Below are 14,126 nucleotides of genomic sequence, written 5' to 3' on the forward strand. Positions count from 1 at the left end.
AGGAGCGCCAATACACGCTGAAAGGAGTGGATCGGTTACCGGTCATCGCGAGCGGGTCTATGCGCCTTTCCCGTGCCGGTCAATCGCCGAGCAACGCATCGAGCGCGGGCGCCGCCTCCGGACCGCCGGCGATCAGCGTTTCGATACGCGCCACCCGGTCGGCCGGCACCCCGAAGGCGCGCGCCGCATCCAGCCATTCGGCAGCCGTCACGCGGCCGTCCGCATCGGTTTCGATCAGGCCGCGAACAAAATCGGCAAAGCCCTTGCCGCGCGGCCGGCCGGCGGCGTCCACGGCCTGCGCGAACAGGGCTCCGCAGGCATAATAAGCGCGCTGGTCGTTCCGGCGGCGCGCGTCGGCAAGCGAGCCCTTGGCGAGCGCGGCGATGCAATCGGTCCGTGCCTCGTCCATGAAGGCGCCGGCGTCATAATGCGAATCTGCACGCTTCGCGACCTGCATCGCCAGATAATCTGCGCCGCCCTCGGTGATCCACGCGTCGTCCGGAGAGGCGTAGCCGATGGTCTGCCCAAGCCAGAAATGCGCCGCCTCATGCGCGATGAACCAGCGCATCTGATCGAGCGCGCCCGGCGACTGGGTCAGTAATTGCTTGCCCTCCAGTCGCATCGTGATCAGGCCGGGGGAGACGCTGCCGCCTGTGCTGGCGCCGGCAAAATTCGCACCGGCCCAGCTTGCGATCACCGTCGGCCGGCTGCCCTTGTGTGCACCCATTTCGGCTTCGTAGGCGCCAAACACCGCCGGAGTGAAATCGCGCAGGCGCGTTGCGATCCACGCCGGCAGACCGGGGTCCAGGATCGTCGCGACGGGATCGTCCGGCGACAGCGCCACGTCGCCGACATAGACATAATTGTCGCCGATATCTTCCGCCCGCGTGACCCGGTGTCCGTCGAACAACAGCGGCGCGCCGCCAGCGGTAAGCCCGATATCGTTGGAATAGTCGCCGGGCTCGCGCAGCGCCGCGAGCGCCTCGCGACTTTCCATCGGAAAGGTGGCGAAATGCCCGCCATAAAGTGCCATCGTGCCATCGGACAGGATGATCGCGGGATCATAGTCGGCGACCAGATCCTCGCCAAGCGGTTGAAAAGCTATCGTCACCTCGCACGGGACATTGCCGTCGGCGGCGACGAAGGCGTCGAAATCGCCGATCCGTGCCAGCGATACGCCTGGCGTTTCCACCTGCCAGCTTTTCGGGCGCCACGGGGTCGCGTCGATCCGCAGCAAGGCCGATCGCTGAAATGCCCAGATCGGCGCATCGGCCGCGAACCGGAAATGCGCCGTCCATCCGCCGCGATCGCGCGCGACAAGCACATGGTTCGTCGGCGTCGCGGCGGCGGAATGCACCGCCGTGTCCGGCAACGGCGGATGGGCGGCGCACGCACCCAGCAAGACAAGACACAGCAGGGGAAGAATTTTCATAACATTCTCGACATGACAGAAAATCCCCGGCGGGTCGCCGATACCCCCCGTCCTTCGCAGCTGTCAATTGAGTCGCGCACCGTCAGCAATCTGCCACCTTGACGCGCCGCATTTCACGAAATAATAGAAGTTACATGAAACGCGACAGCCGGCTCTCGGGCGTCCTGCACGTCCTCCTCCACATGGCACAGGCGGGCACGCCGCTCACGTCCGAACGCCTTGCCAAGGCGATGCAGACCAACCCCGTCGTAATCCGCCGTATCCTCGGCGGCCTGCGCGAGGCCGGGTTCGTCCATTCGGAAAAGGGCCACGGCGGCGGCTGGACGATCGCGCGCGACCTGTCGACGGTCACGATGCGCGACATCTACGATGCGATCGGTCGTCCCCGGCTGATGGCGATGGGCAACCGTACGGAAGCGCCCGGCTGCCTTGTCGAGCAGGCGGTCAACGCGGCGCTCGACACCAGTTTTCGCGATGCCGAAGCCCTGCTGCTCGCGCGCTTCGAGACCGTGACGCTCGCCGCGCTCGCCGCCGATTTCCATCGCCGCATGGCGGCGCGCCCCACCCCCTCGCAGGAGCATGTTCATGGCTGAAGGCGTCCAATATTTCCTCGACAGCTTCAAGGACCCCGCCGCCGTTGCGCACTATGGCGAAGGGCCGCGCCGCTTCGTCCCCGGGCTCGACGGGCTGCACCGAATGACGGGGCTGCTGCTCGCCGAGCGCGCGCCGTCCGACGCGCATATCCTGGTTCTCGGTGCCGGCGGCGGCAGCGAGATGAAGGCGATGGCCGACGCCCATCCGGGCTGGCGCTTCACCGGGGTCGATCCCGCGGGGGCGATGCTCGACCTTGCCGAACGGGTGATGGGGCCCGATGCCGACCGCGCCGACCTGATCGAGGGGTATATCGACGATGCCCCGCCCGGCCCGTTCGACGGGGCAACCTGCCTCCTGACGCTCCATTTCCTCGACCGCGCCGAACGCATCCGCACCGCGGCCGAAATTCGCGCGCGGCTGAAACCCGGCGCACCCTTCGTCGCCGCGCACGGTAGCTTCCCACAGTCGGCCGACGCGCGCGATCGCTGGCTCGACCGCTATGCCGCCTTTGCCGTCGCCTCGGGCGGCGATCCCGAACAGGTCGCCAAGGGCCGCCAGGCCGTCGCCACCCACGTCGCGATGCTGAGCCCCGAAGAGGATGAAGCGGTGCTGCGCGCGGCGGGATTCACCGGTGTGGAAACCTTCTATACCGCCTTCACCTGGCGCGGCTGGGTCGGCTACGCATAGCGCCGACTTTCGGGCGTCCCGACGTCCGCTACCCTGCAAAAGGCGCGACGATGTCGTCGGTCACGCGCAGCGGCCGGCCGCTGGCCTTGTCGAGCAGCGCCCAGACCGTGCGGGCACGGACGTGGACCTTGCCGTCGGCGCCGGTGAATTCCATGAAGCGATCGAATTTCGCCCCGCGCGGCTTGTCGGCGACCCAGGTGCGCGCGGTCACGCTCTCGCCGGGGCCGAGCGCGCGCAGATAGTCGATCTCGTGCCGCACCACGACCCAGATATAGGTGTTCTTGTGGCTCTGCGGCGCCGCGGCGTCCCAATGGCCGGTGGCGACCTGCTGGATCCACTGGACCCAGACGGCATTGTTGACGTGGCCGAGTTCGTCGATCGCATCCGGGGTTGCTGTGAGTTGAAGCGAGAATTCTTTCATCGGCCGTCCAGACTATGTCGAGATTCAGTTCGCGGTGGAGAGAGAATGGCTGGCTCCGAGAACCGGCGCGCAGCGTACGTCAGTACGTGAGCACCGGAAGCGCAGGAGACGGCCGTTCGCAGCCCGTCACGGGCTGAATATCGGCATAGTCTACGCGAGTTCCACCGTCGTCACCATATAGCCGGCGTCGCGCAGCGCCTTGACCAGTGCGTCGAGATGCTCGCGGTCGCGCGCTTCGCATTCGATGTCGGTGATCAGCCCCTTGGCGGGAAGCGTGGTAAAGATGCGCTGGTGATAGATCTCGATGATGTTCACCTGGTGCGCGTTGAACACCTCCATCACCTTGAACAGCGCGCCGGGTCGGTCCTGAAGGCGGATACGCAGCCGCGCGATGCGGCCCGACCGCGCAAGGTCGCGCAGCAACACATTGGCAAGCAGCCGCGTGTCGATATTGCCGCCGGTCAGGACGAGCCCCACCTTGCGCCCGGCGAATTCTTCGGGGTGGGCGAGCATGGCGGCAAGCCCCGCGGCGCCCGCGCCCTCGACCACCGTCTTCTCGATCTGCAAGAGCAGGCTGACCGCACGCTCGAGGTGGCGTTCGGCGACAAGGACGATATCGTCGTTGAGCTCGGCGACGACCTTGCGCGTATAGGCGCCGGGCTGCTTGACCGCGATGCCTTCGGCCAGCGTGTCGCCCTCGCACGCCATGTCGACGCCGTTCAATTCGGCATACATCGACGGATAGAGTTCGGCCTGCACCCCGACGAGGCGCATGTCATTCTTGATCCCGCGCGCTGCGGTCCCCATGCCGGTCAGCAGTCCGCCGCCGCCGATCGGCACGATCAGCGTGTCGAGCTCGGGCACATCCTCCAGCATTTCGAGCGCGACCGTTCCCTGCCCGGCCGCGACGTGCGGATGGTCGAAGGGATGGACGAAGGTCAGCCCGCGTTCCTTTTCGAGTTCGAGCGCATGGGCATAGGCGTCGTCGAACTTTTCGCCGAACAGCACGATCGTCGCGCCGTGGCTCGCGGTCTGCGATACCTTTACCTGCGGGGTCGTCTTCGGCATCACGATGGTGACGGGAACGCCCAGCCGCTTGCCATGATAGGCCAGCCCCTGCGCGTGGTTGCCCGCCGACGCCGCGATCACACCGCGGGCCTTGGCCGCATCGTCGAGCAGCATCAGCGCGTTGAGGGCACCGCGTTCCTTGTAAGCCGCGGTAAATTGCAGATTTTCGAACTTCAGCCACACGTCGGCGCCGACCAGTTCGGACAAGGTCTGCGATTTCAGCGTCGGCGTGCGGACAACCGCGCCGTCAATTCGCTCCGCCGCCGCGCGCACATCGTCCAACGTGATCGCCGGAAAATCGGCAGCGGGGGTCAGGGTGAGTTGATCGGTCATAGCGGCAAGCGCCCTACCCCATCTGGCGCATGAAGCAAACAATGCTATGGACCGCGCATGAGCGAAGAAAAATTGCGTATCGCCTTCATCGGCACCGGCGTCATGGGCGGCCCGATGGCAGGGCATCTCGTCCAGGCCGGCCACAGCGTCACTGTCTACAACCGTACCCGCGCCAGGGCCGACGCCTGGGCATCCGAATATGGCGGCAGCGCCGCAGCGACGCCCGCCGAAGCGGCGAAGGACGCCGACGCGGTTCTCGCCTGCGTGGGCAACGACGACGATCTCGCCGAAGTCACGCTGGGGGCGGACGGCGCCTTCGACGCCATGAAGAAGGGCGCGGTCTTTGTCGATCATACGACCGTATCGGCGCGAATCGCGCGGCGGCTGGCCCAGGAGGCCGAAACGCACGGGCTGCTCAGCGTCGATGCGCCGGTGTCGGGCGGCGAATCGGGCGCTCAGGCGGGCAAGCTGTCGATCATGTGCGGCGGCAGCGATGCCGCCTTTGCCGCGGCCGAGCCGGTAATGCGCGCCTATGCCGCGCGGATCGTCCATATCGGCGGCGCGGGCGCCGGGCAGACGACGAAGATGGTCAACCAGATCGCGATCGCCGGCGTGCTGCAAGGCTTGTCCGAAGCCGTGCGCTTCGCCCAGGCCTCGGGCCTGGACACCGACAAGGTTTTCGAAGCGGTATCGGGCGGCGCGGCCGCCAGCTGGCAGATGCAGAACCGCTGGGCCACGATGGCGAACGACGAATTCGACTTCGGTTTCGCGGTCGACTGGATGCGCAAGGATCTGGGTCTCGCGCTCGACGAAGCGCGGGTCAATGGGGCGACGCTGCCCGTCGCGGCGCTCGTCGACCAATTTTATGCCGAGGTGCAAAAGGCCGGCGGCGGCAGAAAGGACACGAGTTCGCTGGTGACGAGGCTGCCGAAGTGATCCGCGCCGCCCTTTGTGCTTCGCTGGTGCTGGCGTTCGCCGCACCCGCGCACGCCGATACGTTGATCGACAATGTCAACGGCCTGACGCTCGACAAGGACGGCAAGCTGATCCGTTTCACCGGACTGCTCATCGACAAGGACGGCAAGGTCAAGCAGCTCCTCGACCGCAAGGACAAGCGCCCGGAGCGTCCCGATTTCGAGGAAAATGCGAAGGGCAAGACGCTGATCCCCGGCGTGATCGACGCGCATGGGCATGTCATGGGACTGGGCTTTTCGCTGATGACGCTCGATCTGTCGGGCACGCGGTCGCTCGACGAGGCGCTCGCCGCGATCCGCAAATATGCCGCCGACAACCCCGAGCTGCCGTGGATCATCGGCGGCGGCTGGAACCAGGAGGCCTGGGGGCTCGGCCGCTTCCCGACCGCCGCCGACCTCGACGCCGCGGTCCCCGATCGCCCGGTATGGCTCGAACGCGTCGATGGACATGCGGGATGGGCGAACAGCGCCGCGATGCGCGCCGCGCGCGTGACCGCGTCGACCAAGGCCCCCGAGGGCGGCCGGATCGAAATGGCAAAGGGTCAGCCGAGCGGTGTGTTCGTCGATGCCGCAACCGCACTGGTGGGCGGGGCGGTGCCCAAGCCGCTTGCGCGCGATCGCGACCGCGCCTTCCTGCTCGCGCAGCAAAAGCTGCTCGAACAGGGGATCACGGCGATCGCCGATATGGGCACGACCATCGACGACTGGCAGAGCTATCGCCGCGCCGGCGACAAGCACCAGCTGGCGATCCGCATCATCAGCTATGGCCACGACGTCGACAATATGGCGCTGATCGGCGGACCGGGGCCAACGCCCTGGCTCTATGACGACAAGCTGCGGATGGTCGGGGTAAAGCTCTACCTCGACGGGGCCCTTGGATCGCGCGGCGCGTGGCTGAAGGCGCCTTATGCCGACGCGCCCGGACAGACGGGCCTGCCGCTGCTCACCCCCGCCCAGCTGCGCAACAAGATGGTGCGCGCGTCGATGGACGGATTCCAGGTCGCGATCCATGCGATCGGCGATGCCGCGAACGCCGAGGCGCTCGACGCGATCACCGACCTCAACGCCGATCTGCCCGGCGAGCGCCGCTGGCGTATCGAACATGCACAGATCGTCGACCCTGCCGATATTCCGCGCTTCAAGCAATTGGGCGTCGTCGCCTCGATGCAGCCGATCCACCAGCCGTCGGACCGGCTGATGGCCGAAGCGCGGCTGGGGCCGGAGCGACTGGTGGGCGCCTATGCGTGGCGCAGCATGGAGAAAGCGGGCGTGCGCCTTGCCTTCGGATCGGACGTACCGGTAGAGAGCGCCAATCCCTTCCCCGGCATCGCCGCCGCGATCTCGCGCACCGACGCCGACGGCCAGCCGTTCGGCGGCTGGCACCCCGAAGAGGCGGTGAGCCGCGAAACCGCGCTCGATGGCTTCACCCGCAGCGCCGCCTTCGCGGGTTTTGCCGAGGATCGTATCGGTACGCTGATGCCGGGAATGCGCGCGGATTTCCTGATCCTCGACGCCGACCCGATGCTTGCCAGCCCCGGCGAGATCCGCAACATGACCCCGCTGGAAACCTGGATCGGCGGCTACCGCTATTACAAGCGCAAGGGCGGCTGACGTGCGCCGCCGTCGCCTGCTCGCCGCAATGGCGGCCGCGCCGACGGCGCTCGCGCTCGGCGGCGCAAAGAAGGAGCCGAAGCGCCGCGAGGCGCCCGAACCCCGCCGCTCGCGAGCGCGCAAGGGCGCCAAGCCGCCCGAGCGCCACGTCGATGTCGCCGTGATCGGCGCGGGTGCGATCGGCGCCTGGACCGCATGGCATCTGGTACGGCGCGGGCTGCATGTCCGCCTGTTCGACGCCTATGGCGCGGGCAACCGCCGCGCGGCGTCGAACCTTCCCACGATGATGCTCGATCCGGTCCAGGGCGGGGACGCGCTGTATGCGGCGCTGGTCGAAGAGAGCCGCAAGGCGTGGGCGCGCCTGTCGGACAGTGCAAGCCTGCCGATTCTCACCCCGTGCGAAGCGGTCACCGCGCTCGCCGCAACCGACGCGGTCGTGCCGCCGGACGGCACCGCGCGGATCGGCGGAGATGCGCTCCGTCCGCGCTACACGCAGGTCGCGTGGCGCCCCGAAGAAGCGGCCCTCGTCGCCCAGGCCGGGGCGATGCTCGCGGGACGGCGGGGCGTGCTCGAAGCGATCCCCGATGCGCAGGTCGACCCGGAGACCGTGGTGATGCCCGCGCCGCTGCACGACAAGAAGCGCGATCTGTATGTCCTGCCCGACGGCGGCACCGCCAGGACGCTGGTCTATGCCAGCGGGGCGTGGTTGACCGAATTGTTCCCCCAGCTTTTAACGCCGCACCATCTGTCGGCGGTACGCTACACCGTCTTCCACTTCGGTCCCGGTCAGGGCGACGTCCATTACCGCCCGCCCGCCATGCCGGCGCTCGTCGACCGCGCCTATGGCTTCAACCTGATCCCCGACGTCGAAGGTGTCGGGGTGCGCGTGTGGAAAAGCGCGCCCGACGCCAGCGTCGATCCGGACAGTTTCGACCGACGCACCGACGCCGGGTCGGACGGGCGGGCGCTTGCCGAGGCCCGGCAATGGGTCGCGACCCGGCTGCCTCGTCTGGCCGACGCGCCCGTGGTCGCGAGTGCCGCGACGCACGATTGCCGCACCGCAACGGGCGACCTGCTGCTCGACCGCCTGCCCGGGCATCCGCGCGTATGGCTCGCCGGCGGCGGCGCGGGTCGCGCCTTTGCTCTCGCCCCTGCGATCGGGGGGCGCGTGGCCGCGCATGTCGAAGATGCGAGCCGGCCGGTCGAGCCGCGATGGGCGCTCTCGCGGTTGGTAGGCGGGTCAACATGACAGCAAGCCACGCGCGCTCGTCCGTCCTTTCCGCGTTCGCCTCGAGCGAAGTCGGGATGCCCGTCGATCTGGCGCAACCTTGCGAGGCGTCTCCACTTCGGCGAAAATCCCAAGTTTATCCTGGGCGCCTGTCAAGGCAGTCGAAGGGCTCGACACGAACGGACGGGGCAGAATGAAGCTGACCGACTGTCACAATATCGACGATTTCCGGGCGCTCGCAAAACGGCGGCTGCCCTGGCCGGTGTTCGATTATATCGACGGCGCCGCCGACGACGAGGTGACGCGCCGCCGCAACCGCGACGCCTTCGACCGCTGCGACCTGATCCCGCGCGTGCTCGCCGGGATGGAAAGCGTCGATATGCGCACGACCCTGTTCGGGCGCGAGGTGTCGATGCCGCTCTTCCTGTCCCCCACCGCGCTCCAGCGCCTGTTCCACTGGCAGGGCGAGCGCGCCGTGCTGCGCGCGGCGGCGAAGGCGGGCACGGTCGCTGGCATTTCGAGCCTTGCGACGATCAGCCTGGCCGAAGCCGGCGCCCTCACCGACGGGCCCAAGTTGTTCCAGCTCTATGTTCACAAGGACGAGGGGCTCAACCGTGCGATGCTCGACGCCGCGCGCGAAGCGAAATTCGACGCGGTTGCGCTGACCGTCGACACCATCGTCGGGGGAAATCGCGAACGCTGCCTGCGCTCGGGCTTTACCTCGCCCCCGCGCTTCACCGCGTCGAACATGCTGAGCTATGCCGCGAAACCCGGCTGGGGCCTGAATTATGTTCTCCGGGAGAAATTCAGCCTGCCCAACCTCGCCACCCACGTGTCCGAGGGATCGAGCGTGCCCAGGTCGGTGGCCGATTATTTCACCTCGATGCTCGACCAGAGCCTCGACTGGACCCGCGCCGAGGCCATTCGCAAGGCATGGGACGGCCCCTTCTGCCTAAAGGGCATTGTCGCGGTCGAGGACGCGAAACGCGCGGTCGACATCGGCGCCACCGCGATCATGGTGTCGAACCACGGCGGGCGACAACTCGACGGCAGCATTTCGCCTTTCGACGCGCTCGCGGACATCGTCGATGCCGTCGGCGACAAGGTCGAGGTGATCTGCGACGGCGGCATCACCCGCGGAACGCATGTGCTCAAGGCCTTGTCGGTCGGCGCGAAAGCCTGTTCGGGCGGGCGCCTCTATCTCTACGCGCTCGCCGCGGCGGGCGAGGATGGAGTCGCGCGCGCCGGCACATTGCTCCGCGCCGAAATCGAACGCGGCATGAAATTGATGGGGGCGAAGACGCTGAGCGACCTTGGCCGCGACAATCTGCGTTGGCGCTGACGATAGTCCTTCCAGCCGCTACGCCGAAAGGAAAGGGCGGCCTCCCCCCAGAAGCCGCCCCCGGCCCGGCGTCAGAACGAAACGCCGAGCGTAAAGATCACGGCACCGTCGGCGCCGACGCCTTCCTTGTAGCCGAGCGCCTTGGGCGCATCGGTGTTCACATAGGCGACGCTGCCGGTCAGCGCCTTCCAGCTGGCCGAAACGCCGACCGAATAGTCGATGACTTCGCCGTCGGCACCGCCCAGAAAGCTGTCGCTCTTTGCAAAGCCGATATGGCCGTTCACGCTGAACGGGGTGTTCGGGATCGCAACGCCGGCATCGGTGTAGAGATAGACGCCGCTGTCGTCGCCGAGCGAATCCTGACCGCCCGGAGCCCAGGCGATGCCGGTCTTGAGCGATGCGGGGCCAAGGTCGCCCGACACAGAGAAATAGGGCTCGATGATCGAACTGTTCGACGTGCCGGGATAAAGATAGAGCGTCGCGCCGATGTCGGCGGTCAGGCCGGGCGCGACTTCTTTCGAATAGCCGCCGAAGACGTCGATTTCGGTGCCGTTGGCAAAACCGATGCTCGATCCCCAGGTTCCGACATACAGCCCGCTGTCATGGCTGATGCTGAACCCGCCCTGGATCGCGGCTTCCTCGTTCGACTGGCTGAAACCGCGGAAGCGATAGTCGCTGACGACGGTGGCGCTACCCGAAATCGTGATGCCGTCGCTATCCTCATCCTGAGCGTAGGCGGTCGACGGGATCGCTACGGCGGCGAGAAGCATGCCGAGGCACGCGCGGGAGAAATTCTTCATGGACAGATCCTCTGAACAGATAAACGGATCGTCCCTGCCTGCTGCCTGACGGCCGGCCTCTTTTACGGGCCAGTCCCTTCAGACGAGCCCTCCTCTTTCACAGACTCGCTGCGCTGCACAATGGGGAAAGCGCCGACCTTGCCTAAAAAATGGGCTATGTGACAAATATGCAACAACTACCTTACGTCGAACCGGTTACATAAGAAATATTGTTACGCCGACTTTCAGAAGGATAGGCCGACTCCCAATATCAGCGTCGGGTCGTACCGTCGGTCGACCGCCTTGACGCCGGTCTTGCGGATGTCGGTGTCGGCATAGCGCGCCGACAGGGTGACGGGGCCGTGGACCACACTTGCGCTCAGCGACCAGTCGACATAGCGGCGCTCGCCCGCGAGCGCGCCGAGCCCGCCGTCGCTGCGCCCCACCGACGCCGAGAGCGTGACCGGCGTATTGGGAATCCCGGCCGACAGGTCGAGGCCCAGATAGAGGTTGTCGTCCCCGCCCAGCGCCTTTTGCTCGGGAGCATAGGCGGCGGTTGCGGTCGCCGACAGCGGCCCCAGATCGTGCGACAGCCGCGCAGCGACCTCGGCATAGTCGCTCGGCCCCGCTGCCGCGCGATTGCCGGGAAAGACGAACCAGGTCGCGCCGAGGTCGAGCGAGGTGCCCGGCGCGATTTCGGTCGCATAGCCGCCATAGAGATCGAGTTCATATTGCCCGCGGCGCGGCGTGTCGGGCAGTCCCGATCCCCATACACCCGCATAGAGGCCGTTCTGGTGACTTACCGTGATCGTCGACTGGACCTCGACCTTGCCGTCCGAACGCGACAGTCCGCGAAAGCGATAATCCGAAACCACCGAAATGCTGCCCGACACCGACAGCGGGCCGCTGGGGATATCCTGCGCCTGTGCGCCAGCTGGCACGACCGACAGGGCAAGCAGCGCGCCGAAACACGCCTTGGCCGGAAACTGCATGAAAACTCCTCTCGCAAATGCGGCGGGCCGCCGGCCCGTCGTCCGCATGGCCTTTGCCAAGCGGCGACCGGGCGTCTAAAGAGCGGCCACGGCTCCTCTTTTATCTGGCATGCAACATGAGCGATCACAATCCCGGCCTGCGCCCCTGGCGCGACATCGCGCGGCGGACAAGTCGTCGGATCATGGTCGGCGACGTCCCCGTTGGCGGCGGCGCGCCGATCACGGTGCAGACGATGACCAACACGCCGACGAGCGACCCGGTCGCGACGATCGACCAGATCCGCCGCTGCGAAGAGGCCGGCGCCGACCTGATCCGCGTATCGTGTCCCGACACCGATTCGACCGCGGCGCTCGGCCGGATCGTGCGCGCGGCGCGCATTCCGATCATCGCCGACATCCATTTCCATTATAAGCGCGCGCTCGAGGCCGCCGATGCGGGTGCCGCCTGCCTGCGCATCAACCCCGGCAATATCGGTTCGTCGGAGCGCGTCGGCGAAGTGGTGCGCGCGGCCAAGGCGAATGGCTGCGCGATCCGCATCGGGGTCAACGCCGGCAGCCTCGAAAAGGACCTGCTCGAAAAATATGGCGAGCCCTGCCCGGAGGCGCTCGTCGAAAGCGCGCTCGACCATATCAAACTGCTCCAGGACCATGATTTTCACGAGTATAAGGTCGCGGTGAAGGCGAGCGACGTGTTCCTAGCGGTCGCCTCCTACATGCAGCTCGCCGAAGCGGTCGACTGCCCGCTCCACCTGGGCATTACCGAAGCGGGCGGCCTGATCGGCGGCACGGTGAAGAGCGCGCTCGGGATCGGTAATCTCCTTTGGGCCGGGATCGGCGACACGATCCGCGTCAGCCTGTCGGCCGAGCCCGAGGAGGAAGTGCGCGTCGGCTACGAAATCCTGAAATCGCTCGGCCTCAGGACCCGCGGCGTCCGCGTTGTGTCCTGCCCCAGCTGCGCGCGGCAGGGCTTCGACGTGATCCGCACGGTGCAAAAACTCGAGGACGCACTCCAGCATATCAAGACCCCGATGTCGCTCTCGGTCCTCGGCTGTGTCGTCAACGGCCCCGGCGAAGCGCGCGAAACCGACATCGGCATCACCGGCGGCGGCGGCGGCAAGCATATGGTCTATCTGTCGGGCGTCACCGACCACCATGTCGCCGACGCCGACATGATCGACCATATCGTCAAGCTCGTCGAAGCGAAGGCCGCGGAGATCGACGCGGGCACAGCGGTGAGCATGGACGTGACGCACGGCAAGGCCGCCTAGGCGGGCTTCCAGCTTTTCCGTTCTTCGGCCTGCTTCAGCACCTCGAACGCCGCCTGGCCGGCCGCAAAGCGTTTCGCGGCGTCGGCGTCGCCGGGCTTGACGTCGGGGTGGCATTCCTTGGCATAGGCGCGCCACGCCTTCTTGGTCGCGTCGAAATCGGCATCGGGATCGAGGCCGAGGACGTCGAGCGCGCGCATTTCGTCGGCGCTGCGGCTTCCATCGCCCTCGCCGCCCCAGCCATAATGCTGCGCACGGGCATAGCTGCGCGCGCCCCGCGCCTCGTCGGCGGCACGCTCCGCCGCCTCTTCGGCGTTCAACCCTGCAAAATAGTCCCAGCCGCGGTTATATTCGGCGGCGTGGGTTTCACAGAAATACCAGCGGTCGGGACTGTTTGGCGATTTGGGCGCAGGACAATTGCCCGGCTCCGCGCACCCGTGCCGATCGCAGAGGCGGACCTTTTGCGCTTCCCGCGACGCGCCATAGGCGCGCCAGCGGGGAAATCCCCAGTCGTCGGATCTCTTGGCGCGGCTCATCGAACCCATGTAACAACCGGTGCGCGGATTTGCTAGCCGAGCGGCGGGAAAAACCCAGGCGGCCGGGGGCCTAATCCTTGGGCTTGTATCCGAACGCCTTGGCCGCAAGTTTGACGACGGCCGGATCGCGCTCCGGCGGCGTCATCGGCACCGCGGCTTCCAGCGCCCCGGCGACGTGGCTCAGCGCCGCGATGCGCGCCGCCTTCTTGTTGTTGCCGTCGATCACCGTCCACGGTGCCCAGCGCGTGTCGGTCTGGGCGAACATCTCGTGCATCGCGGCGAGATAATCTACGCGGCGCGCCCGGTTGCGATAATCCTCAGCGCCCGTCTTCCAACGCTTCCAGGGATCGTCGAGCCGGTCGGCCAGGCGCTTGTCCTGCTCGTCCTGCGTGACATGGACGAACAGCTTGACCAGATTGGTGCCGCTTCCGGTCAATTGCGCCTCGAACTCGTTGATTTCGTCATAGCCCTTGCGCCACTCGGCCTCGGTCGCAAAGCCCTCGACGCGTTCGACCAGGACGCGGCCGTACCAGCTTCGGTCGAAGATCGAGATTTCCCGGTCGCCGGGCAACCGCTTCCAGAAGCGCCACAGGAAATGGCGCGACTTTTCCTCGTCGGTCGGTGCGCCGATCGGCCACACTTCGAAATAGCGCGGGTCGAGCTGCGCGGTCAGCCGCTGGATGATGCCGCCCTTGCCCGCCGCGTCCCAACCCTCGAGCATGATGACGCTGCGCTGCCGGTGGGTGATGTGCGCGGCCTGCACGCGTTCGAGCCGCTCCTGGAGCGCCTCCAGCTCGTCGCCATATTTTCCGTCATATTTGGCGCCGGATTCATAGTCGGCGAGGTCGATCGTCATCGCATGTC

14 protein-coding genes are annotated in these 14,126 nt (G+C 66.8%); 7 read left to right on the forward strand and 7 right to left on the reverse strand.

The genetic code is table 11. From position 1 onward, the window contains the following. Positions 1–79: 79 nt before the first annotated feature. Positions 80–1,432 (reverse strand): M1 family aminopeptidase, encoded by a 1,353-nt coding sequence (locus AC58D2_RS03665; protein WP_497387436.1) that lies wholly within the window; start codon positions 1,430–1,432, stop codon positions 80–82. A 134-nt stretch (positions 1,433–1,566) separates the two neighbouring features. Between AC58D2_RS03665 and AC58D2_RS03670 the strand changes: the two genes are divergently transcribed. After that, on the forward strand, positions 1,567–2,025 hold the full coding sequence (locus tag AC58D2_RS03670) for an RrF2 family transcriptional regulator (protein WP_497387438.1): 459 nt from the start codon (positions 1,567–1,569) through the stop codon (positions 2,023–2,025). Beyond that, the gene (locus tag AC58D2_RS03675) at positions 2,018–2,713 is read left to right on the forward strand and encodes a class I SAM-dependent methyltransferase (protein WP_497387440.1); all 696 of its coding nucleotides are present in this window, start codon (positions 2,018–2,020) and stop codon (positions 2,711–2,713) included. Before AC58D2_RS03670 ends, AC58D2_RS03675 begins: the two co-directional genes overlap by 8 nt. A 28-nt stretch (positions 2,714–2,741) precedes the next feature. Here AC58D2_RS03675 and AC58D2_RS03680 read toward each other — a convergent pair whose 3' ends face one another. Then, positions 2,742–3,134, reverse strand: a complete 393-nt coding sequence (locus tag AC58D2_RS03680) for an acyl-CoA thioesterase (RefSeq protein WP_497387442.1) — start codon at positions 3,132–3,134, stop codon at positions 2,742–2,744. Between the two features lie 150 nt (positions 3,135–3,284). After that, the gene (locus tag AC58D2_RS03685) at positions 3,285–4,535 is read right to left on the reverse strand and encodes a threonine ammonia-lyase (RefSeq protein ID WP_497387444.1); all 1,251 of its coding nucleotides are present in this window, start codon (positions 4,533–4,535) and stop codon (positions 3,285–3,287) included. Positions 4,536–4,592: 57 nt separating this feature from the next. Between AC58D2_RS03685 and AC58D2_RS03690 the strand changes: the two genes are divergently transcribed. The 4 genes from AC58D2_RS03690 to AC58D2_RS03705 all read left to right on the forward strand — a co-directional run bounded on the left by AC58D2_RS03690 (position 4,593) and on the right by AC58D2_RS03705 (position 9,690). Beyond that, the gene (locus tag AC58D2_RS03690; protein WP_497387446.1) at positions 4,593–5,471 is read left to right on the forward strand and encodes an NAD(P)-dependent oxidoreductase; all 879 of its coding nucleotides are present in this window, start codon (positions 4,593–4,595) and stop codon (positions 5,469–5,471) included. Further along, positions 5,468–7,120, forward strand: coding sequence for an amidohydrolase (locus AC58D2_RS03695; RefSeq protein ID WP_497387448.1), 1,653 nt, complete (start codon positions 5,468–5,470; stop codon positions 7,118–7,120). Before AC58D2_RS03690 ends, AC58D2_RS03695 begins: the two co-directional genes overlap by 4 nt. Before the next feature lies 1 nt (position 7,121). Next, positions 7,122–8,369, forward strand: coding sequence for an NAD(P)/FAD-dependent oxidoreductase (locus AC58D2_RS03700; protein ID WP_497387450.1), 1,248 nt, complete (start codon positions 7,122–7,124; stop codon positions 8,367–8,369). Between the two features lie 172 nt (positions 8,370–8,541). Continuing rightward, positions 8,542–9,690: an alpha-hydroxy acid oxidase gene (locus tag AC58D2_RS03705; protein ID WP_497387452.1), complete on the forward strand. Its 1,149-nt coding sequence runs from the start codon at positions 8,542–8,544 to the stop codon at positions 9,688–9,690. A gap of 71 nt (positions 9,691–9,761) precedes the next feature. Here AC58D2_RS03705 and AC58D2_RS03710 read toward each other — a convergent pair whose 3' ends face one another. Both AC58D2_RS03710 and AC58D2_RS03715 read right to left on the reverse strand, forming a co-directional pair. After that, the gene (locus tag AC58D2_RS03710) at positions 9,762–10,490 is read right to left on the reverse strand and encodes a TorF family putative porin (protein WP_497387454.1); all 729 of its coding nucleotides are present in this window, start codon (positions 10,488–10,490) and stop codon (positions 9,762–9,764) included. 224 nt (positions 10,491–10,714) lie between these two features. Next, complete coding sequence (locus AC58D2_RS03715) at positions 10,715–11,461, reverse strand: TorF family putative porin (protein ID WP_497387456.1); 747 nt, start codon at positions 11,459–11,461, stop codon at positions 10,715–10,717. A gap of 116 nt (positions 11,462–11,577) precedes the next feature. Here AC58D2_RS03715 and ispG point away from each other — a divergent pair, with 116 nt between their 5' ends. Beyond that, positions 11,578–12,729: a flavodoxin-dependent (E)-4-hydroxy-3-methylbut-2-enyl-diphosphate synthase gene (gene ispG, locus AC58D2_RS03720; protein ID WP_497387458.1), complete on the forward strand. Its 1,152-nt coding sequence runs from the start codon at positions 11,578–11,580 to the stop codon at positions 12,727–12,729. Here ispG and AC58D2_RS03725 read toward each other — a convergent pair. Both AC58D2_RS03725 and AC58D2_RS03730 read right to left on the reverse strand, forming a co-directional pair. Then, positions 12,726–13,262, reverse strand: a complete 537-nt coding sequence (locus tag AC58D2_RS03725; protein WP_497387460.1) for a J domain-containing protein — start codon at positions 13,260–13,262, stop codon at positions 12,726–12,728. The genes ispG and AC58D2_RS03725 overlap by 4 nt on opposite strands. A gap of 70 nt (positions 13,263–13,332) precedes the next feature. Further along, on the reverse strand, positions 13,333–14,118 hold the full coding sequence (locus tag AC58D2_RS03730) for a polyphosphate kinase 2 family protein (protein WP_497387462.1): 786 nt from the start codon (positions 14,116–14,118) through the stop codon (positions 13,333–13,335). Positions 14,119–14,126: the final 8 nt, after the last annotated feature.

The sequence above is a fragment of the Sphingopyxis sp. CR5 genome, from assembly GCF_059693785.1.